22 protein-coding genes are annotated in these 20,594 nt (G+C 61.6%); 10 read left to right on the plus strand and 12 right to left on the minus strand.

All coding sequences use genetic code 11. The features are described from left to right. Nucleotides 1-31 precede the first annotated feature (31 nt). Nucleotides 32-2,116 (minus strand): putative bifunctional diguanylate cyclase/phosphodiesterase, encoded by a 2,085-nt coding sequence (locus tag QWE_RS07985; protein ID WP_006725597.1) that lies wholly within the window; start codon nucleotides 2,114-2,116, stop codon nucleotides 32-34. A 293-nt stretch (nucleotides 2,117-2,409) separates the two neighbouring features. On the opposite strand from QWE_RS07985, the gene QWE_RS07990 reads away from it, so the two are divergent. The 5 genes from QWE_RS07990 to prmB all read left to right on the plus strand — a co-directional run bounded on the left by QWE_RS07990 (nucleotide 2,410) and on the right by prmB (nucleotide 8,166). Continuing rightward, nucleotides 2,410-3,015 carry a 50S ribosomal protein L25/general stress protein Ctc gene (locus QWE_RS07990; protein WP_006725598.1) on the plus strand — a complete coding sequence of 202 codons (606 nt, stop codon included), beginning with the start codon at nucleotides 2,410-2,412 and terminating at the stop codon, nucleotides 3,013-3,015. Between the two features lie 208 nt (nucleotides 3,016-3,223). Continuing rightward, complete coding sequence (locus tag QWE_RS07995) at nucleotides 3,224-5,602, plus strand: EAL domain-containing protein (RefSeq protein ID WP_006725599.1); 2,379 nt, start codon at nucleotides 3,224-3,226, stop codon at nucleotides 5,600-5,602. 24 nt (nucleotides 5,603-5,626) lie between these two features. Continuing rightward, nucleotides 5,627-6,367 (plus strand): substrate-binding periplasmic protein, encoded by a 741-nt coding sequence (locus tag QWE_RS08000; protein WP_006725600.1) that lies wholly within the window; start codon nucleotides 5,627-5,629, stop codon nucleotides 6,365-6,367. A gap of 78 nt (nucleotides 6,368-6,445) precedes the next feature. Continuing rightward, nucleotides 6,446-7,171 (plus strand): aminoacyl-tRNA hydrolase, encoded by a 726-nt coding sequence (gene pth / locus QWE_RS08005; protein ID WP_006725601.1) that lies wholly within the window; start codon nucleotides 6,446-6,448, stop codon nucleotides 7,169-7,171. A 65-nt stretch (nucleotides 7,172-7,236) separates the two neighbouring features. Beyond that, a complete protein-coding gene (gene prmB, locus QWE_RS08010) occupies nucleotides 7,237-8,166 on the plus strand; it encodes a 50S ribosomal protein L3 N(5)-glutamine methyltransferase (protein ID WP_006725602.1) in 930 nt (309 codons plus the stop codon). A gap of 33 nt (nucleotides 8,167-8,199) precedes the next feature. On the opposite strand, the gene QWE_RS08015 is transcribed toward prmB, so the two are convergent. Next, nucleotides 8,200-8,763: a TetR/AcrR family transcriptional regulator gene (locus QWE_RS08015; protein ID WP_006725603.1), complete on the minus strand. Its 564-nt coding sequence runs from the start codon at nucleotides 8,761-8,763 to the stop codon at nucleotides 8,200-8,202. 190 nt (nucleotides 8,764-8,953) lie between these two features. On the opposite strand from QWE_RS08015, the gene QWE_RS08020 reads away from it, so the two are divergent. Further along, nucleotides 8,954-9,358, plus strand: a complete 405-nt coding sequence (locus QWE_RS08020; RefSeq protein ID WP_006725604.1) for a RidA family protein — start codon at nucleotides 8,954-8,956, stop codon at nucleotides 9,356-9,358. A gap of 12 nt (nucleotides 9,359-9,370) precedes the next feature. Here the strand turns inward: QWE_RS08020 and QWE_RS08025 are convergent, their stop codons facing one another. Then, on the minus strand, nucleotides 9,371-9,790 hold the full coding sequence (locus tag QWE_RS08025; RefSeq protein WP_006725605.1) for a hypothetical protein: 420 nt from the start codon (nucleotides 9,788-9,790) through the stop codon (nucleotides 9,371-9,373). A gap of 5 nt (nucleotides 9,791-9,795) precedes the next feature. After that, nucleotides 9,796-10,104, minus strand: coding sequence for an ATP-dependent Clp protease adapter ClpS (gene clpS / locus QWE_RS08030; RefSeq protein WP_006725606.1), 309 nt, complete (start codon nucleotides 10,102-10,104; stop codon nucleotides 9,796-9,798). Between the two features lie 110 nt (nucleotides 10,105-10,214). Here clpS and ychF point away from each other — a divergent pair, with 110 nt between their 5' ends. Continuing rightward, entirely contained in the window at nucleotides 10,215-11,318 is a 1,104-nt protein-coding gene (gene ychF / locus QWE_RS08035) for a redox-regulated ATPase YchF (protein WP_006725607.1), read from the plus strand. A 75-nt stretch (nucleotides 11,319-11,393) separates the two neighbouring features. Here the strand turns inward: ychF and QWE_RS08040 are convergent, their stop codons facing one another. Beyond that, complete coding sequence (locus tag QWE_RS08040) at nucleotides 11,394-11,600, minus strand: YgaP family membrane protein (RefSeq protein WP_006725608.1); 207 nt, start codon at nucleotides 11,598-11,600, stop codon at nucleotides 11,394-11,396. A gap of 89 nt (nucleotides 11,601-11,689) precedes the next feature. Further along, nucleotides 11,690-12,352, minus strand: a complete 663-nt coding sequence (locus QWE_RS08045; RefSeq protein WP_006725609.1) for a Crp/Fnr family transcriptional regulator — start codon at nucleotides 12,350-12,352, stop codon at nucleotides 11,690-11,692. 63 nt (nucleotides 12,353-12,415) lie between these two features. Between QWE_RS08045 and QWE_RS08050 the strand changes: the two genes are divergently transcribed. Genes QWE_RS08050 through QWE_RS08060 form a run of 3 tightly spaced genes read left to right on the plus strand, consistent with a single transcriptional unit; the run spans nucleotide 12,416 to nucleotide 13,844 of the window. Beyond that, complete coding sequence (locus tag QWE_RS08050) at nucleotides 12,416-12,886, plus strand: MaoC family dehydratase (protein WP_006725610.1); 471 nt, start codon at nucleotides 12,416-12,418, stop codon at nucleotides 12,884-12,886. Then, nucleotides 12,883-13,371: a MaoC family dehydratase gene (locus tag QWE_RS08055; protein ID WP_006725611.1), complete on the plus strand. Its 489-nt coding sequence runs from the start codon at nucleotides 12,883-12,885 to the stop codon at nucleotides 13,369-13,371. Before QWE_RS08050 ends, QWE_RS08055 begins: the two co-directional genes overlap by 4 nt. Continuing rightward, complete coding sequence (locus QWE_RS08060) at nucleotides 13,368-13,844, plus strand: glutathione peroxidase (protein WP_006725612.1); 477 nt, start codon at nucleotides 13,368-13,370, stop codon at nucleotides 13,842-13,844. The genes QWE_RS08055 and QWE_RS08060 overlap by 4 nt, the downstream gene beginning before the upstream one ends. A 16-nt stretch (nucleotides 13,845-13,860) precedes the next feature. Here QWE_RS08060 and QWE_RS08065 read toward each other — a convergent pair whose 3' ends face one another. The 6 genes from QWE_RS08065 to QWE_RS08090 all read right to left on the minus strand — a co-directional run bounded on the left by QWE_RS08065 (nucleotide 13,861) and on the right by QWE_RS08090 (nucleotide 20,549). Beyond that, nucleotides 13,861-14,403, minus strand: coding sequence for an adenine phosphoribosyltransferase (locus QWE_RS08065; protein ID WP_006725613.1), 543 nt, complete (start codon nucleotides 14,401-14,403; stop codon nucleotides 13,861-13,863). A 119-nt stretch (nucleotides 14,404-14,522) separates the two neighbouring features. Beyond that, nucleotides 14,523-15,398 (minus strand): cytochrome c1, encoded by an 876-nt coding sequence (locus QWE_RS08070; RefSeq protein ID WP_006725614.1) that lies wholly within the window; start codon nucleotides 15,396-15,398, stop codon nucleotides 14,523-14,525. A gap of 21 nt (nucleotides 15,399-15,419) precedes the next feature. After that, the gene (locus QWE_RS08075) at nucleotides 15,420-16,688 is read right to left on the minus strand and encodes a cytochrome b (RefSeq protein WP_006725615.1); all 1,269 of its coding nucleotides are present in this window, start codon (nucleotides 16,686-16,688) and stop codon (nucleotides 15,420-15,422) included. Between the two features lie 14 nt (nucleotides 16,689-16,702). Further along, complete coding sequence (petA, locus tag QWE_RS08080; RefSeq protein WP_006725616.1) at nucleotides 16,703-17,281, minus strand: ubiquinol-cytochrome c reductase iron-sulfur subunit; 579 nt, start codon at nucleotides 17,279-17,281, stop codon at nucleotides 16,703-16,705. A gap of 272 nt (nucleotides 17,282-17,553) precedes the next feature. After that, on the minus strand, nucleotides 17,554-19,425 hold the full coding sequence (locus tag QWE_RS08085) for an ABC transporter ATP-binding protein (RefSeq protein ID WP_006725617.1): 1,872 nt from the start codon (nucleotides 19,423-19,425) through the stop codon (nucleotides 17,554-17,556). A gap of 104 nt (nucleotides 19,426-19,529) precedes the next feature. After that, nucleotides 19,530-20,549, minus strand: coding sequence for a hypothetical protein (locus QWE_RS08090; protein ID WP_006725618.1), 1,020 nt, complete (start codon nucleotides 20,547-20,549; stop codon nucleotides 19,530-19,532). Nucleotides 20,550-20,594 lie beyond the last annotated feature (45 nt).

Genomic DNA, 20,594 nt, shown 5'->3' on the forward strand with positions numbered 1-20,594 from the left:
CGACACTTGCGCCACCTCTATCTTCCGGCGCTCAGGCCGCCAGATCGGCAGCCCCGTCGGATTTCAATGCATCTGCATTCGACGGCGACGTCATCCGGGGATTGACGATGTCCTGCAGTTCCGAAAGCGGCTGCGGCTTGCCATACAGGAACCCCTGAACTTGCTGACACCCCTCCTCCTGCAGAAAACGCAGATGCTCCACATTCTCGACGCCTTCTGCCAGCACGGGGATGTCGAGGCTCTGGGCCAGGATGAGCGTGGAGCGGACGATGGCGGCAGACTGGCGGTTCTCCACGACACTGTCGATGAAACCCCGGTCGATCTTGATCTTGTCGAACGGGAAGAGCTGCAGCGTCGAGAGCGAAGAATACCCCGTGCCGTAGTCATCCATCGCAATCTTCACGCCGACGGCCTTGAGCTGACGGATGATCAAGAGCGCATGTTGTTGGTCGGCGATGATCCCGGACTCGGTGATCTCCAGTTCAAGACGGGCCGGATCGAGACCCGATACATCGAGAATTTCGCGCACCCGCTCGGGCAGCGCTGAATTGGCCAGCTGCTTTGGCGCGACATTCACGGCGATCTTGAGCGGATTGCGCCATTTTACGGCCTCGAGGCAGGCCTGAAGCAGAACCCAGTCCCCGAGTTCGCTGATGAAACCGGTTCGCTCCGCAATCGGAATAAACTCTGACGGAGAGACCATTCCCCGTGTCGGGTGAGCCCAGCGCAACAGCACTTCAAAGCCGACGACTTCGCCCGTCTGCGTGTCGTTCTGCTTCTGGAAATAGAGCTGGAATTCATTGCGCTGAAAACCGGCTCGCATGTCCATTGCGAGCGCACTCCGCTCCCGTGCAGCCTGGTCCATGGACTGGTCGTAGAAGCAGATGTTGTTGGAGCCGGCGGACTTTGCCCTGTACATGGCGATGTCGGCCTGCGCCAGAAGATCGTCGATCTCACGCGCAGCATCGGGATAGACGGTCACACCGATGCTCGTGCCGACCGAGAGCGTCAGCCCCTGCCACTCCATCGGCGCATTGAGCTCGGAAACGATCCCCCGGGCGAAGTTTTCCGCATCCCCGGCCGTGAGCATGCGCGTGCTGACGGCGAGGAACTCGTCGCCACCGATGCGCGCCACAAATTCGCCCGGGCGCAGATGTCGCGTCATCCGCTCGGCCGCGACCCGCAGCACGTGGTCGCCTGCGGCATGCCCGTGCACGTCGTTGATCTCTTTGAAGCGGTCGAGATCGAAGGAGAACATGTAGATGCGCTCGTTGTGGCCCATGGGGGAATCCATCAGGTGCCCCATGCGCTCGAGAAAGGCTGCGCGATTCGGCAGACCGGTCAGCGCATCATGCAGGGAGAGTTGCCGATAGCGCTCGACCGCCGACCGGTTCGACTGCCGATCGATCACATAGGTCATAGCACCGATCGACAGGATCATCAGGGTGACGAACATCAGGACCACGGTCATGACGCTTTCGGGCAGCATGTTGACCGGCAGCGAAGCGCCGAGATTGGGCTCGACGGTCAGTGCCGTCATGCCGATGAAATGCGTCGACGCGATCGCAAGCACCAGCGCGACACCACCGCCATAACGGCAGAACCTCGTGACCGGACGCGCGACCCGGCTCGTCGCCAGCGCGCCGAACAGGCCGGCAGCCACGAGCGACGCGCCCACATAGTTCATGTTCCAATGCAGATCCGCCTGAACCTGATAGCCGGACATGCCGACATAATGCATCGAAGCGATGCCCGCGCCGACAATCGCGCCACCGGCCTCGATCAGAAGGCTGCGTTGGGTCGCGGCGGCGATGAAGAGCCCGAGCCCCGTGACCACGACGGCCAACACCAGAGAAAGAAGCGTCGCGGTTGGCTCGTATCCGGCAAGCGCGTCTGCCTCATAGCCCATCATCGCGACGAAATGCGTCGTCCAGATCGACGACCCGCCGATGATGGAGGTCAGCGCGATCCAGCTCGCCCGCGCCGCGCCGCGCGTGCTGCGAACACGACCGAACAGCCGCATGGTGAGAAGGGACCCAAGCACGCAGATCAGGACGGCAGCAACCAGTGAAACCGGGTCGTGATCGACGGCGATGCAGGATAGAACGGCGAGCATGGGCTGAGACCAGTTGGATGTGACGGCCAAACCTAGCAATGGTCAATTTCCAAATGCTCACTGCGCATGGTTACCAAAGTCCATTTCTCGTGCTGTTCGCGAGAAACCGGATCACAAGCGTGTTATGCGGCGGCGTCTCGCACACAACCTTGCTATTCCAACGCATCTGGTCTATAGGCGCCCGATCCGCACAGACACCCTTGGAGGCAATGTGGATGGGACCGGCAACGGTCTCCGGTTCTGGCATTGCATAACAGCTGCCAGGGCTCTCCAGTAACTTGAAAGGTAAAGCCATGAGCCACGCTTCTTACGAGCTCAAGGCCGTAGCACGCGAACGGGTAGGTAAGGGGTCCTCCCGCGAACTTCGCCGCAACGGTCTCATCCCCGCTGTCATCTATGGTGACAAGCAGGCCCCGATTGCAATCTCGATCAATACGAACGAGATCACCAAGCGCATCCATGCCGGCGGTTTCATGACCACGGTCGCCACCATCGAACTCGATGGCAAGAAGATCAGCGTTCTGCCGAAGGACTACCAGCTCGACCGCGTTCGTGACTTCACGATGCATGTCGACTTCCTGCGCGTCTCGGCAAACAGCCAGGTCTCGGTTCAGGTTCCGGTTCACTTCGTCAACGAAGAGAAGTCCGCCATCAAGACCGGCGCCGTTCTCAACATCGTTCGTCACGAAGTTGAACTGCACTGCCCGGCTTCCGACATTCCGGAAGCGATCACGGTTGACCTCGCCGGCCTGAAGGTTGGCGACGCGATCCACATTTCGGCCGTCAAGCTGCCGAAGGGCGTGACCCCGGTCATCGCTGACCGCGACTTCACGATCGCAACGATCGTCGCTCCGGCGGCTGGCGTTGCCGAAGAAGAAGAAGGTTCGGCTGAAGCCTGATCTTCAAGATCCATTTGATGGATGGAGCCCACCCTTTGCGGGGTGGGCTTTTTTGTTGCTTTCGCGCAGCAGTAGCAGAGACTCGAATCCTACTATTTGTCTTTAGGCAAGTTTAAAGTATTTCGTGAAACGCTCCCTCTCAATTACTGCGTGAGGGAGCATTGAGCAGCATGCCGCATCATCCCGCGCCGCTTGAGGCGGACCGCTGATGACCCGTTCGGTGGAGAGCCGCTTCCTGGCGATCGTGGGCACGACGATTTTTATCCTCGTCGTACCGCTCTTCGCGTTGTTCCTGTCGCTTGCGACGGAGCGCGCCTCCAACGAATTGCAGCAGAACCTCGACATCCTGCTCGCCGCTAATGCCCAGGCGCTGGCCAAGCCGCTCTGGGACTTCGACCAGGAAAGCGTCGAACAGATCACCGCGACCATCGTCTCGAACGGCCCCGTCAGCCGCGTCAACGTCAAGGACGTCTCGGGCGGCATTGCCGTCTCCATGCCGGCTCTGCCGAAATGGCCGAAAAACGGCCTGGAATCGATCACCCGTGAGATCTTCTACCGTGCGGTCGAAGGTCCCAAGCTGGTCGGCACCATCACCATCTATTACAGCCGGATCGACATCTTCTCCTCGCTGCGCCAGGCAGAGGTGATGCTGATCGGCATCTTCATGCTGGCAGTCATCGGCGTCGTCGGCGCGGCCATCATCGGCAACCGTCTGATGGTGATGAAGCCGCTTCTCAAGCTCACCGCCGCCATCGAGGCGACCCGCCGTCTGGGCTCCCGCCACCATGTCGACTGGCAGTCCAATGACGAGATTGGCCGGCTCGCCCGCAGCTTCAACGCCATGCAGATCAAGCTCGAGCAGGAAGAAGGCGAGTTGCGGCTCGCTCACCGCCGCGCGACCGATATCTACAACACCACTCCGGCCATGCTGTTTTCGCTCGATGAAGAAGATCGCATCACCGGCGTCAGCGACTACTGGCTACTCGCCACCGGCTACCAGCGCCAGCAGATCGTTGGCCGCCGCTTCATCGAACTGGTGCCCCCGGAAGCGCGCGCCGCCTATCTGGAGCGCAAGAAAACACGCTCGATCGCCGACGTGCTGGAAGCGACGACCCAATTCGTCTGCGCCGACGGCATCGTGATGGACGTGCTGATTGCCGAAGCGAACCGCAAGATCGAGGGCGCCGAGGAAGACCTCTCCCTTTCGGTCATGACCGACGTCACCGCGCTCAAGCAGTCCGAAGAGCGCAACCACCGCCAGGCCATTACCGACCATCTGACCGGTCTTCGCAATCGCCAGGGCTTTGAAACCGCCCTCGACAGCGAAATCGCGGCCACCGACGCTGCGGGCGAAGAGCTCGCCTGCATCTTCGTCGATCTCGATCGCTTCAAGTGGATCAACGACAATCTCGGCCACCAGGCCGGCGACCTCGTACTGTGCCGCTTCGTCGAGCGCATGCAGGAACAGCTTCCGAAGGGTGCGATCGCAGCAAGGCTTGGTGGCGACGAGTTTGCCATCCTGTTGCGCGGTGTCGCGATCGAAGACGTGGCGACCGGGATCAGCCGTGCGCTCTGCGACATCTTTGTCGACCCCATGTCGATCGAGGGCTCGACCGTGCGCTTGAGCGCCAGCATCGGCATCGCCCTTTATCCGCGCCATGCGGCCAATGCCGCCGAGTTGCTGCAGAAGTCCGACATGGCCATGTACAGCAAGAAACGCGACGGCAAGAACGGCGCACAGCTCTACGACCCGCAGATCCAGGATCACACCCGCCGCCGGGCGGAGATCGAGCGCGATATCGAGGAAGGTCTGAAGGAAGACTGGTTCGATGCCTTCTTCCAGCCGATCGTCGAGGTCGAGAGTGGCCGGACAGTTGGCTATGAGGCACTGATGCGTCTCGTTCACCCCCAGCGCGGGATCGTGCCTCCGGCCGAAATGATCTGCGTCGCGGAAGAAACCGGCGCGATCAGCCGCCTAGGCGGCCATGTGCTTGAGAAGGCGCTTTCCAATCTCGCCCGCCTGAGCGCGGCCACCGGCAACCACGACGCCTATCTCGCCGTCAACTTCTCGCCGCTGCAGTTCGACGCCTCCCTGCCGGTACGGCTGGCAGCCCTCACCGCCCATTTCGACATCGCGCCGCGCCGGATCGTCATCGAGATCACCGAAGCGACGCTGCTGCATGACAATCCGCAGATCCGCACCATCCTCGATGAATTCAGCCGCTACGGCTATCGTCTCGCGCTCGACGATTTCGGCACCGGCTATTCATCTCTGAGCTATCTCAACCGCTTCCCCGTCGACATCGTGAAGATCGACCAGTCCTTCATCCGATCGCTGACCGAGGACGAACCAGAACTGCGCCACAAGAGCCGCATGCTCGTCGAAGGCATCACCGCCATCTCCCACAAGATGGAATGCACCGTCGTCGCAGAAGGCATCGAGACGGATGAACAGCGCCGCATCCTGGAAGAGTTCGGCGTCGACTACGGCCAGGGCTACCACTTCGCCCGTCCGCAGCCGCTGCCGAAGCTGATCGAACTCGCCCTGTCCGCCCCGGCCAATCTGCCGAAGGTGTCCGCAGGCTGACATCAACTGAAAGAGGGAACCGCAATGAAAGTCTTTGCCATCATGCTTTCACTTGCGGCGGCCCCGGTCGCCGCCGCAGACGTCATCCATTTCACCACGGAAGACTACCCGCCCTACAATTTCAGGGTCGGAAGCGAGATCCGCGGGGCCGGTTACGATCAGGTCCTTCTGATGATGAAGGACATCAACCATCCGTACAGCATCGAGATGATGCCCTGGGCACGCGCCATTGCGCTGGCCGAAAGCGAGCCGATGCATTGCGTCTTCACCACCGCCCATATCCCGGAGCGCGACACGCGCTTCAAATGGGTGGAGCCGGTCGCGGTCGGCCGCAACTTCATGGTCTCCCACAAGAATTCGGGCATCAAGGTCGCCGACATCGAAGAGGCCAAGCGCCACATCGTCGGCACGCAGCGCAACGATTACACCCAGACCTTGCTGGAAAACGAGGGCTTCCCGAAGATCGATCTCGCCACCGACCTGAAGCTCACCCTGAAGAAGCTGGAGAGCAAACGCATCGACCTGATGCCAATCTCCGAGCAGCATTACATCGAATTGCTGGAGAAGGGCATCGACCTCGAAGCCCAGTTCGTCTTCTCCGAACAGAAATTCGCCATCGCCTGCAACGTCAACTTTCCCGCCGATCTGCTTGCCCGCATGCAGGGCGCACTCGACAAGTTGATCGCCGACGGTACCCAGGCGGAGATCTTCGAGACCTACGATCTGCGCTATTCGAGTTTCGGTCAGGTCGCCGCCAAACCCTGAGCCGGCCGACATCAGTCTTGACTTTCGCGCCGTTTCGCTGTCGGGAAAGGCAAAGGAATTCAAGACGGAGCCTCGGCGATGATCATCCTGGCCGGCCTCGGCAATCCCGGTGCGCAGTACCAGAAGAACCGGCACAATATCGGCTTCATGGCGGTTGACGCGATCCAGCGCCGCCATGGCTTTTCGCCATGGGCGAAGAAGTTCAAGGCCGAGATTTCGGAAGGCACGCTCGCCGGCGAAAAGGTCATGCTGATCAAGCCGCAGACCTTCATGAACCTCTCGGGCGAAAGCGTCGGCGAGGCCATGCGCTTTTACAAGCTCGGCCCCGAAGACATTGTCGCCATCTATGACGAGCTCGACCTCCTGCCCGGCAAGGCCCGCATCAAGACCGGCGGCGGCCATGGCGGCCACAACGGCATCAAGTCGCTCGATGCCCATTGCGGTCTGAACTACCGCCGTCTGCGTCTCGGAATCGGCCATCCCGGCGACAAGTCCAAGGTTCACAACCACGTGCTCGGCGACTTCGCCAAGGTGGACGCCGAATGGCTCGATCCGCTGCTCGAGGCGCTCGCCGACAATGCCGAGATGCTGGTGCGTGGCGAAGATTCGCAGCTGATGAACAAGCTGGCGCTCGCAACCGGGGCTAAGGCCGAGGACGAAAAACCGGCCAAGGCCCCCAAAGCACCCAAACCCGCCCAGTCCCACATCCACCAGGCCCGCAATTTCAACCAGCCGAAGAAGCTTCCCGAGAGCGGCCCCATGGCCGAGATGCTGAAGAAGCTGTTCGGCCCCAAGGGCGACTGACCGCACCATCCCGGGCGCCCCGCCTCGCCCTTAACCGATAGCCGCGCAAACGACCGGATAACGCCATGAGCCACGACATCACCACCGACCTCGTCACCCTGCGCGACTACTGGCGTTATGCCATCTCCCGCTTCAACGCCGCAGAACTCAGCTACGGCCACGGCACGCACACAGCCGTCGACGACGCCGCCTTCCTCGTGCTCGACAGCCTCGACCTGCCGATCGACACGCTCGACCCCTTCCTCGATGCGAAGCTCCTGCCCGCAGAACGCCGCCTGCTGGCCGAACGCATCGAAACGCGTGTCACCACCCGCAAGCCGTCTGCCTATCTCACCGGCCGTTCCTATATCCAGGGCCTGCGCTTTTTCGTCGATGAGCGCGTAATCGTGCCGCGCTCGCATATCGGCGAGATCCTGTTCAACGAATATGGCGGTGAATTCGGCTCGACCTTCCTGCCCGATCCCTTCGCGGTCGAAAGCGTGGTCGACATCTGCACCGGCTCCGGCTGCCTGGCGATCCTCGCCACGCGTTTCTTCCCGCTGGCATCAGTCGATGCAGTCGACCTCTCTGCCGATGCGCTTGAGGTCGCCGAAAAGAACCGCCAGGCCTATGGCCTCGAGGACCAACTGACGCTGCACCAGGGCGACCTCTTCACGCCGCTCGGAGGCCGCAAGTTCGACCTCATCATCACCAACCCGCCCTATGTCGACCACGAGGCGATGGACGCCTTCCCGGCCGAATACCGCGCCGAACCCGCCATGGCCCATGACGGCGGCGAAGACGGCCTCGACCTCGTCCGCACGCTGCTCACAGAAGCCCCGAAGCATTTGAACCCGGGCGGTGGCATGCTCTGCGAAATCGGCCGTGGCCGGGATATCCTCGAAGCCGAGTTTCCGGATCTGGACTTCCTCTGGGTCGAGACGACGGAAGAGGAAGACGCGGTATTCTGGATCAGCGCCGAAGCGCTCGGCGTAAAGTCGCCCAAGGGCAAGTAAGGTAGCCGCCTCACCTGTCTTTCACGCTGCCCATCACCGCGCCAGAAGCCCTTCGACCAATGCCCGAAACGCCTCCTGCGCTTTTGGCAAGACACTTTCGGGCTCTGCGCTCGCGGCAATCCACATGGCGGCATTGAGTGCTGCGCCGCTGATCAGCCGGGCGGCCGCTTCGGCGTCGACTGGCTTCAATACACCCTGCCCCATCAGCGCTTCGATCGCCTCGCGCGTCACCTGCAGACAGGAATTCTGGCTCGGCCATTGCGAGGGGTCTCCGAGCACGGCCGGCCCATCGAGCAGCACGATCCGCTGCACCTCCGGATCAAGCGCCATCTCGATATAGGCGGCCCCCTCAGCGAGCAGCGCATCCCACCCCTCGCCGGCCGCCGCGGCATGCCGCTTCGCCCTCCCTGCCATTTCCGTATCGATCTGATCGACCACGGCGGCGAACAGGCCCCGCTTGTCGCCGAAATTGTGGTAAAGAGCGCCCCGCGTCAGCCCGGCCTCTGCGGTGAGCGCATCCATGGAGGCATCCGCATAGCCCTTGTCGGCAAAGGCCTTGCGTGCCGCGGCAATCAACTTGCCGCGATTTTCCGCCATGCTTTCTGATCGTGTGCGCTTCACACCACTATCCTGATTTCACATACATTGCGTATATGAATTTGACATACGTCTCGTATGCGAGTAACCCTACATACGCAACGTATATGAAATCTTCAGCCTGCAGCCAAGCGGCATTTCACCGACCGACCTCTCGGGCGGAACGATGCCGCATGCCCGAAAGATACCCATGACCAAGCCAGAACCCGTCTTCCCCGCAAACCGCCACGCCCTTTACGAGGCGCATGGCTATTCCGCTGCCATCCGCTCCGGTGACCTCCTCTTCGTCTCCGGCCAGGTCGGAAGCCGCGAGGATGGCACGCCCGAACCGGACTTCGAGGCCCAGGTGCGCCGCGCCTTCGCCAATCTCGAAGCCATACTGGCCGCCGCCGGCTGCAGCTTCGCTGACCTTGTTGACGTCACCAGCTTCCACACCGACCCTGAAAATCAGTTCGCGACGATCATGGCGGTCAAGGCCGAGATCTTCCCCGCCCCGCCCTATCCGAACTGGACGGCTATCGGCGTCAACTGGCTCGCTGGCTTCGATTTCGAGATCAAGGTGATCGCGCGGATCCCTGAGGAACAGGCAATCTGATCAGCGTATTGCTCATTGTTTTTGCGACCGCGTTGCCAACGCGGCAGTGAGGGTCTCGCCGGCATGCGCCTCAAACCAACGGAGCATCTTAGCCACACCAGCCGCTTCGGCAGTCCCCGCCTTTGAGCCGCAGAGTTCTGCGCAGGCCGCTGCCATCGCGGTCAGAATTCTGGCGGTGTCCCGGACAAAGGCGAGATCGTCATCGCTTTCATGACGCTGGCGAATGATGGCGTAGCGCATGGCTTCCGGATAAGTCCATGCGCTCGTCAGCACATCCTGAACGCTGACGGCCTGGCCATTGGCGATAGTCGTCGCCGCACGATCACTCTCGCGGCAACCGGAGGCCTCGACCTTCTCGCAGAAGTCGATGGCTGCATTCATCATCTGCCGAACCATCATCCAGTCGGTTGCCTTCAGATGCTGATCTGCCATCCGCCTCACTCCTCCGGTTCTGCCGTAAACAACAGCGGCATGCCCGCCTCCTTGGCAAGGTCCATCGCTTCCGTCACCTTCGTCTCGGCAATCTCGCGCGTGCAGACCACGACGACTGCCGACCCGAACTTGTGCGCTGTCATCATCACGCGGTAACCCGTCTCCTCGCTCATCCGGAACACGACCTTCAAGACGATCGTCACGAATTCGCGCGGCGTATAGTCGTCATTGTGCAGAAGCACCTTATAGAGCCTCGGCTTCTCCACCTTTGGCTTGGTCACCGTCTTCGGCGTCAGTACCGTATCCTTCGCCATCATTCCTCCGGCAACTTCAGGCCTCAAAGGCCCGCAACACTTGACCATGCCCCTCCTATACCCCATAGGCGTGGGCAACGAAAATCCATCCCGAGCAGGTATATAGAGCCATGGGCTTCAAATGCGGTATCGTCGGGCTGCCGAATGTCGGCAAGTCCACACTCTTCAACGCGCTGACCAAGACGGCGGCCGCCCAGGCAGCCAATTATCCCTTCTGCACGATCGAGCCGAATACCGGTGAAGTGGCCGTTCCCGATCCGCGCATGAAGAAGCTGGCCGACATCGCCGGCTCCAAGGAAATCATCCCGACCCGCATCTCCTTCGTTGACATCGCTGGCCTCGTGCGCGGCGCCTCGAAGGGCGAAGGCCTCGGCAACAAGTTCCTCGCCAACATCCGCGAAGTCGACGCCGTGGTTCACGTGCTGCGCTGCTTCGAAGACGACGACATCACCCATGTCGAAGGCAAGATCGATCCGGTGGGTGACGCCGACACGATCGAGACCGAGCTGATGCTCGCCGACCTCGAAAGCCTCGAGCGCCGCGTCGAACAGGCCCGCAAGCGCGCCACCGGCAAGGACAAGGAAGCCGCAGCCCAGCTGCCGGTGATGGAAGCCGTCATCAAGCTTCTGAACGAAGGCAAGCCGGCCCGCGTCCTCCTGAAAACAATGCCGGCCGACGAGATCGAAGTCCTCAAGGGCCTCAACCTCCTCACTTCGCATCCGGTACTTTACGTTTGCAACGTCACCGAGGGCGACGCTGCGACCGGCAACAAGCATACCGAAGCTGTTGCCAAGATGGCTGCCGAACAGGGCGCCGAATGCGTCGTCATCTCGGCTGCGATCGAAGCCGAAGTCGCCCAGCTGCCGGAAGAGGAAGCGACCGAATTCTTGTCGGCGCTTGGCCTCGACGAAGCGGGTCTCGATCGCCTGATCCGTGCAGGTTACCAGCTGCTGGATCTCATCACCTATTTCACCGTCGGTCCGAAGGAATGCCGTGCCTGGACCATCGTCCGCGGCACCAAGGCGCCTGCTGCCGCCGGCGTCATCCACACCGATTTCGAACGCGGCTTCATCCGCGCTTTCACCATCTCCTATGACGACTACATCGCCTACAAGGGCGAAGTCGGCGCCAAGGAAGCCGGCAAGGGCCGCGATGAAGGCAAGGAATATGTCGTCCAGGACGGCGACGTCATCCACTTCCGCTTCAACACTTGAAGCGCGACGATCAGAACAACGAAAGGCCGCGATCCCCTCGCGGCCTTTTTTGTTGTTTCAGGGAGGTAGGAAGCGTCAGGCCCGCTTCACCGGGCAGGTTGACAGACCCATGATCGAATAGAGCGGGCAGCTCGACATGAGGCCCGTCAGAAGCGGCACGACGCCGATCAGCGTGAAGTAGCGCCACGAGGCATCCGGATAGAGGAAGAAGAGCGAGAGCAGCACGAGACCGGCAACGATCCTGAGGATGCGGTCGAGACCGCCGACATTCTTGGCAAACATGATTTTCCCTCCGTTTGGTTTGACGATGGAATGAGACTAGCGCGCCATTGCCTCAGCGTCGGTGACTTAGTCACGGGCTTTGCAAAGTCTTAACCCTCTGCAGCGCGCGCCATGCGGGCAAGCTCGGCGCGATTGATGATGCGGATCTGCCCGCGCTCATTGGCCACCACGCCCTTGGAGGCAAGAGCCTCGAGCCGCCGCGACACCACCTCGCGCGCTGTCCCTATGATGACTGAGAGGTCGTGGTGCGTGAGGGCGACATGCTCCTCCTGGTCTGCCCGCGCGAGAAGCGCATGCGCCAGCCGCTGCTCGACCTTCACGAAGGCCACCTGCTCCAGTACGAACATCAGATCGCCCAGCCGGTCGGCAAAGGCCTTGAAGACAAAACTGCGAAAAGCGGTCGACTCCGCCATCAGGGTCTCGAAGATGGCAGGCGGCACCATGACCGCCACGAGGTCGCTCTCGGCCACCGCCTCGCCCGAATAGGGCGCACCGCCGAGCACACCGAGCGTCGTCTGCACGCAGGTCTCGCCGGGCGTCACCGAATAGAGCAGCAGTTCCCGTCCGTTGCGACCCGTCAGATAAACGCCGATCCGGCCGGACAAGAGGATGACGAAGCTCTGCGCCGAATCGCCCGGGCGAAACAGCGTGCTGCGAACGGGCACATGCACCGGCTTCAGCGCCTCGAGCTCTCGCCGCGCTTCGGCATCAATGCCACCCAGAAAGCCGGCCTGATCTGCCCAACCTGCCATGGACCACCTCACGATTCCCGCATATGACCATAGCGACTGGGAAGGCATTGGAGAACAGACCGCATGCAGGATGAAAGGCTTCACTACGAGGACTTCACGGAGGGCCGAAGCTTTGCGCTCGGGCCGCGTCTCGTGACCGCTGAGGAGATCATCGAATTCGCCCGCGAATTTGACCCGCAGCCCATGCATCTCTCGGAAGAAGCCGGCAAGGCAAGCATTCTCGGGGGCCTCTCCGCCTCCGGCTGGCACACGTCCAGCCTCTTCATGCGCCTGATGATTGATGCCTATGTCCTGAAAGCCGCCTCCGAAGGCGCTCCCGGCATCGAGTTCATGCAATGGCGCAAGCCCGTGCTCGCCGGTGACACCTTGTCGGGGGAATCGGTCGTGGAGGAAGCAAGGCTCATGCGCTCCCGCCCGCATCTCGGCATCGTCACCTTCGGCCATGAGCTCCACAACCAGCGCGGCGAACTGGTGTTGAAGGCGCGCAATGCGGTCATGGTCCGCCGGCGCGAGAGCGCGGAGGTCCCCACATGAAGATGTTCGATCTCTATCCCGCCGGCACCCGGCTCGAACTCGGCTCGGTCACCTTCACCGCCGAGGACATCATCCGTTTCGCCCAAAAATTTGACCCGCAGCCCTTCCACGTCGATCCGGAGGCGGCGAAGGATTACGTCTTCGGCGCGCTCTGCGCCTCCGGCTGGCACACCTGCGCCAACTGGATGAAGAGCTTCATCGGCTTTATCGGCCGCGAGATGAAACGGCTGAAGGCCGAGGGACTGGAGCCCCCAAGGATCGGCCCCTCGCCCGGCTTTTCCGAACTGCAATGGTTGAAGCCCGTCTATGTGGGCGACACCATCACCTTCTTCATGACGCCGATCGACAGTCGCACGGTCAACGGCAAGCGCCGCTATATGCTGAACTCCGCCCTCTCCGAAGGCGTCAATCAGCACGGCGAAACAGTGCTGCGCTTCAAGAGCAATCTGATCGAATTCTTCCCCGATGAGGAGCAAGCCGAATGACCGTCCACGATTTCACCATGACCGCCATCGACGGCAGCGAGCGAAATCTGGCCGACTATGCCGGCAAGGTGCTCTTGATCGTCAACACGGCGAGCGCCTGCGGCCTGACCCCGCAATACGAGGGCCTGGAAGCCCTCTACAAGGTCCATCCCGACCTAGTGGTCCTCGGCTTCCCCTGCAACCAGTTCGCCGGCCAGGAGCCAGGCACGGAGAAGGAAATCGCCCTCTTCTGCGAAACCCAGTTCGCCGTCACCTTCCCGCTGTTCTCAAAGATCGAGGTGAATGGCGAGGGCACCCACCCGCTTTACGCCTATCTCAAGGAAGCGACACCCGGTGCCGAACAGGGCCAGGACATCGGCTGGAACTTCGCCAAATTCCTCGTCGGGCGTGACGGCAAGCCGATCGCCCGCTATTCGCCGCGCACGGCCCCGTCGGAGCTTGCCGGCGATATCGCCAAAGCGCTGGCCGCTTGAGGCACCAGCGATGGGCTCAGTGCCCCTCGAATTCTACTAGTGTCCGCACCTCGACGCCGAGCGCCTCGAGCTTCTTGCGGCCACCAAGCTCCGGCAGGTCGATGACGAAACAGGCCGACACGACATCGGCGCCGATCTGGCGCAGCAGTTGCACCGCACCGACGGCCGTGCCGCCGGTCGCGATGAGATCGTCCACCAGGATGACCTTCTCGCCCGGTTTCACCGCATCCATATGGATTTCCATCTCGTCGACGCCGTATTCCAGGCTGTAGGCGATGCGCACCGTCTCGTGCGGCAGCTTGCCCTTCTTGCGGATCGGCACGAAGCCGGCCGAGAGCTGGTGGGCGACAGCACCGCCCAGGATGAAGCCGCGAGCCTCCATGCCGGCAATCTTGTCGACCTTGAGCCCGACATAAGGCTGCACCAACTCGTCCACCGCCCGCCGAAACGCCCGGGCGTCGCCGAGCAGCGTGGTGATGTCGCGGAAGATGATCCCGGGCTTGGGATAGTCTGGAATGGAGCGGATGGCTGCGGCGAGTTCGTGGGCGATCTTGGTCATATGGCATCCGGAGAGTGACGGGAGGGATTTGCGCGGGACCTTACCAAGATTGGCATTGCCCCCCAATAAAAAAGGCGGTCCGAAGACCGCCTTTTCCGTGAAACGTGATCCCGGAAGGATCAATGTTCCTTGTTCGCGTAGACCGACTTCTTCGTCAGGTAGATCAGCGCGGTGAAGATCGCGAGGAAGATCATGACCATGAAGCCCATGCGCTTGCGGTCTTCGAGATGCGGCTCGGCGGCCCACATCAGGAAGGCGGAGACGTCGAGCGAATACTGCTCCATCGTTTCCGGCGCACCGTCGTCATAGGTCACCTGGCCGTCGGAGATCGGCGGCGCCATCGCAAGCGACTGGCCGGCGATGAAGTAGGGGTTGAAGTAGGTGCCTTCGGCAACCTCAACACCTTCCGGCGGATCCTGGTAGCCCGTCAGCAGAGCGTGGATGTAGTCAGGGCCACCCTGCTGATACTGGGTGAAGATGTCGAAGACGAAGGTCGGGAAGCCGCGGGTCACGCCGCGCGCCTTCGCGATCAGCGAGAAGTCCGGCGGAGCAGCACCACCGTTTGCAGCCGCAGCCGCTTCCTTGTTCGGGAAGGGCGACGGGAAGTGGTCGGAGGCGACCGCCGTGCGGGTGAACATATCACCGTCTGCATTCGGACCGTCTTCGACTTCGTAATTCGCCGCAAATGCCTTCACCTGGGCTTCCGAGTAGCCAAGGTCTTCCAGCGTGCGGAAGGCAACCAGGCTCATCGAGTGACAGGCGGCGCAGACTTCGGTGTAGACCTTTAGGCCGCGCTGAAGCTGGCCCTTGTCATACTTGCCGAAGGGGCCGGCAAAGGACCAGTCCATCTGCTCGGGCTTCAGGATCGGATAGTGACCCGTCTGCGCGGCATGATGGGTCATTTCGGCCAGATCGCCGCCTTCTGCCGCAATCGCCTGGCCGGAAAAACCGGCCATGGCTGCGATCAGAGCGATGCTCGTGACAAGCTTTTTCATTGTTATCGTCCTCTCACGTGCTCAGGCTTGTGCGGCGGCGGACTTGCCGCTCTTTTCGAGAACCGCTTCGGTGATCGAGTTCGGGATGCGCCGTGGCGTCTCGAACAGTCCGAGCAGCGGCATGATCACGAGGAAGAAGCCGAAGTAGTAGGCGGTACCGGCCTGCGACAGGATGACGTAGATGCCTTCCGCCGGCATGGCGCCGAGCCAACCGAGCAGCAGGGCATTGGCCGCGAAGATCCAGAAGAACAGCTTGTACCACGGACGGTAGACGGCCGAACGAACCTTCGACGTGTCCAGCCAGGGCAGGAAGAACAGGACGATGATCGCGCCGAACATCACCAGAACGCCGCCGAGCTTCGAGTCGATCGGGCCGACGTTGAAGGTAATCGCGCGCAGCATCGCGTAGAAGGGCAGGAAGTACCATTCCGGAACGATGTGGGCCGGGGTCTTCAGCGAGTCTGCCGGGATGTAGTTGTCCGGGTGACCGAGATAGTTCGGCATGTAGAAGATGAAGTAGGCGAAGACCAGCAGGAAGACCGAGAGGCCGAGCGCATCCTTCAGCGTCGCATAGGGCGTGAAGGGAACGGTATCGGTCTTCGACTTGACTTCGACGCCTGTCGGGTTGGTCTGACCGGTGACATGCAGCGCCCAGACGTGCAGGATGACGACGCCGGCGATCATGAACGGCAGCAGGTAATGCAGCGCGAAGAAGCGGTTCAGCGTCGGATTGTCGACCGCAAAGCCGCCGAGCAGGAACTGCTGGATGGTTTCACCGACAAACGGGAAGGCGGTGAAGAAGCCGGTGATGACGGTCGCACCCCAGAAGGACATCTGACCCCAGGGCAGAACATAGCCCATAAAGGCAGTTGCCATCATCAGAAGGAAGATCACCACGCCGAGGATCCAGAGGATTTCGCGCGGCGCCTTGTAGGAACCGTAGTAGAGACCACGGGCGATGTGCAGATAGACGGCAATGAAGAAGAACGACGCGCCGTTGGCATGCATGTAGCGCAGCAGCCAACCGTTGTTGACGTCGCGCATGATCTTCTCGACCGAGTTGAAGGCGACGGTCGTTTCAGCGGCATAGTGCATGGCGAGCACGACACCGGTCAGGATCTGCACGATCAGCATGACCGTCAGCATGCCACCGAAGGTATAGGCATAGTTCAGGTTGCGGGGAACCGGATAGGCGACAAAGCTGTCATACATCAGACGCGGCAGCGGCAGGCGCGCATCAATCCACTTCTCGACGCCGGTGGACGGCTGGTAACTCGAATGGCCACTCATTGTGTCTTATCCCCTCAGCCGATCTTGATGACAGTGTCGGATGTGAATGCAAAGGTCGGCACTGGCAGGTTCGTCGGCGCAGGACCCTTGCGGATACGGCCCGCCGTATCGTAGTGCGAGCCGTGGCAGGGACAGAACCAGCCGCCGAAATCGCCGGCCTGGCCGAGCGGCACGCAGCCCAGATGGGTGCAGGAGCCGATCATGACGATCCAGTTTTCCTTGCCTTCACCGGCCGAGCGCGCGAGGTCGGTCGCTTCGGCGGATGCATCAACGTTTTCGTTGCGGGCAACCGGATCCTTCAGCTCAGCAAGCGCAACAGCGTTGGCTTCCTCGACTTCCTTGTCCGTACGGTTGCGGATGAAGACCGGCTTGCCGCGCCACTTCACCGTCAGCGACATGCCCGGCTCGAGCGCCGACACGTCCACTTCGATCGAAGCGAGCGCGAGCGTCGATGCGTCCGGACGCATCTGGTCGATGAAGGGCCAGGCGAACGAAGCCGCACCAACCGCGCCGGCCATGCCGGTCACCATGTAGAGAAAGTCGCGGCGCGTAGGCTCGCCCGCATGTTCTGTCGTTGTCTCGTGTTCGCTCACGGTCACTTTTTCCTCTCGCAATCCTGCGACACACCGCATTTGCCCCCGCAGCGGGAATCACAATTCAGCCACTGTGCAGCCACAGATTCCCCGCCAGATTGGCGCGTTCTAAGCCCGATAATCTATTCTGTCCAGTCTTCGTCGGACAAGGAGCCACGTTGTCGCGGATTTCGCAGACACCATCCCCAAAAGCTTGATTTAACGCAAGAGTGACAGGCAGTTTATCAAGCAATGCAGCGAGTTGAACGCTGAGATAAGTGAGCTCGCGGGCATCAAGCCGTGACCAGCTGGTCGCGCGTATCAAGGAAGCCGCCCGATTGCCGTGCCCAGAGCTCGGAATAGAGCCCCCCGAGGTCCACTAGCTCCTGATGCGTTCCCTGCTCGATGATCCGCCCCTTGTCCATAACCACGAGACGATCGAGCGCCGCGATCGTCGACAGACGGTGGGCGATCGCCAACACGGTCTTCCCCTGCATCAGTCGGTCGAGATTGGACTGGATCGCCGCCTCCACTTCCGAGTCCAGCGCAGATGTCGCCTCATCCAGCACCAGGATCGGTGCATCTTTCAGCATCACGCGCGCAATCGCGATGCGCTGTCGCTGGCCGCCGGAAAGCTTCACTCCGCGTTCGCCGACATGGGCGTCGAAGCCCTTGCGACCCCGCTGGTCTTCCAGCCGTTGGATAAAGTCGAGTGCTTCGGCCCGTTCGGCGGCCTTCAACAGCATCTCGTCGCTTGCATCCTCGCGACCGAAGAGGATGTTGTCGCGGATGGAGCGGTGCAGAAGCGCCGTATCCTGGGTCACCATGCCGATCTGCGAGCGCAGGCTCTCCTGGGTCACGGTGGAAATGTCCTGCCCGTCGATCAGTATCCTGCCGCCTTCGAGATCGTAGAAGCGCAGCAGCAGATTGACGAGCGTCGACTTGCCCGCCCCGGAACGCCCGACGATGCCGACCTTCTCGCCCGGCTCGATGGTCAGCGTCAGGTGATCGATCGCGCCCTTCTTGCGTCCGTAATGGAAGGTCACATCCTCGAAGCGGATCTCCGGTGATTTGACCTCGAGCTTCGCGGCGTCGGGCTTGTCGGTGAGCCCGATCGGCTTTGCCACCAGTTCGGCAGAATTCTGAATCGTGCCGATATTGCGCATGATGCCGTTGAGCTGCGTCATCATCCGGCCAAGCAGCATGTTGAGGCGCAGCACGAGGCCGAGTGTGAAGGCGACGCCACCCGCGGTCACCGCCCCGGCAAACCAGAGATCGACGGACAGAAGCGCCACCATCAGGATCATGAAACCGGAGAGGATGGCGAGTGAAGCTCGCACGCCGGTCAACAGCCGCGCGAAGGGGCGCAGCGTGTCCTGGAACCGGTCGAAACCGGCGCGAATATAATGGTCGTTCTGCCGCTCGCGGGCAAAGAGCTTGAGCGTCTGGATGTTCGAATAGCTGTCGACCAGACGACCATTCAGCATCGACGACGCCTCCGCCGTTTCGCGTGCATGGTGGCGGATCTTCGGCACGAAATACCGGGCCAACACCAGGAAGATCGCCACCCAGGCGCCGATGATCGCGGCCAGCCGCCAGTCGAGTTGCGCAACCAGCGCCATGGTCGAAATGGTATAGATGACCATGAACCAGACGACCTGCAGCAGCGAGGTTAAGAGATCCCCAGTCGATTGCCCGGCGGACCAGACCTTGGTGACGATGCGGCCGGCAAAATCATTCTGGAAAAACGAGAGAGATTGCCGCGCCACATGCGCATGCGCCTGCCAGCGCACCAGGTTGAAGAAGTTGAGGACGATCACCTGTTCTTCGACCAACGCGCCGACCGTCACGACGATGAAGCGCCCGATCAATACGATCAGCGCCATCGCCAGCAACTCGCCGCCATGCGCTGCGATCAGCCCGTCCCAGCCGGCATCCTTCGGGACTGTGTCCAGGAGATCCACGAGACGGCCGACGAACCAGAAAAGTCCGGCTTCAAGCATGGCCACGGCACCGCCGAAGATCGCCATGAGGAAAAAGGCCATCTTCGCCTGGCTGACATAGAACCAGACGAAGGCCCAGGTCTTTTCCGGCGGACGCAGATTGTCCGATCGAGCGAAGGGATCGAGCCAGTTTTCGAAGAAGCGGGCGATAGCTTGAAACATGAGAGCCGATATAGGCCGATTGCCCGGGAGGGCAAAGCCTCAAACATGATCTCGACCATTACATTTTGGTCAGAGACCAAAGCCCCGTCCGACGCGCCGTCACGTCAGCTCCGCTGACGGCGCCCGTAAAGCGCCTCATAGCGCCTGAGCGTCGAGGCATCCGAAGAGACCTCGGTAAAGACGGGCACCAGGCTCTCGGTGAGATCGGCACGCTGAAGGGATTGTCGCGCCGCCCCATAGAGCTGAGAGACCGGAACCGGCCTGTATGTGCGTGCGCAACCGAACCGGCATGTAAGCTTCGGCATCGATTTGATGGACTTGCGCGCGACGCTCTCGGCATCGGCGACCACTCGGGCGACCTTCGCCCCGAGCTGGGACAGATAGGCTTCGCTGCTTGCCCCGATCAGCAAACCCAGTTCGTCGGGTGCCGTCCAGTAGGCCGCATCGCTTTTGTCGATCAGGCGATGGGTAAAGCGGGCCAGCGTGTTCTTCATGTAATCGCTGACCTTGGCAAGGCCGCTACGGCTCAAGGGTTCCAGGCCACCGACCCGGCAGAGCATCAGGCTCAGCCCCTCCTCCGGCATGCCCTGCTTGAAGACCTCGTCCAGACGCTGCACGAGGGCCGGATAACCCGGTAATCCAAAGCTCAGTTGCGCGGTCAGATGGTCCTGCCCCGCCACTTCGATCGGTTCGGCCGTGACGAGCTTGCAAACGGCCTGCAGCGCATCGAGACAGGTCTGGAGCTGGGCATCCAGGGCGGCCATCGGGTCCTCGCCATCATCCGACGATCCGGCGACTGTCACGGCCCCACTCTCCAGCAACCTCCGCAGATCCTCCAGTGCACCCACCGCCTGCTCGCTTGTCGTTTTGAACGCTGAGACCATCGGGCGCCGGGGGAGGAAACGCTGCGCGAGGATGGAGAGAGCCGCCTGCCCGACTGGCTTCGGCAGCGCAAGAAAAGCGTCGCGAAGCGCCTTGTCCCGACCCGTCATCACCGCGTGAACGAGCTCGAAGTTGTCAGGGCTGAGCTCGAGATGGTTCTTGCTGAGGAATTCGAAAGCCTTGCGGCCAAGAATGTCGGCTTCCCTGGAATGGGGCAAGAGGCGATGGGGCGGCGGGGGCATGCGAGGCACCTCCGATGGGTGTTCCTATCCCGTCAGGCTACGCGC

It is taken from the genome of Agrobacterium albertimagni AOL15, from assembly GCF_000300855.1.
In the GTDB taxonomy this organism is placed as follows: Bacteria; Pseudomonadota; Alphaproteobacteria; order Rhizobiales; family Rhizobiaceae; genus Allorhizobium; species Allorhizobium albertimagni.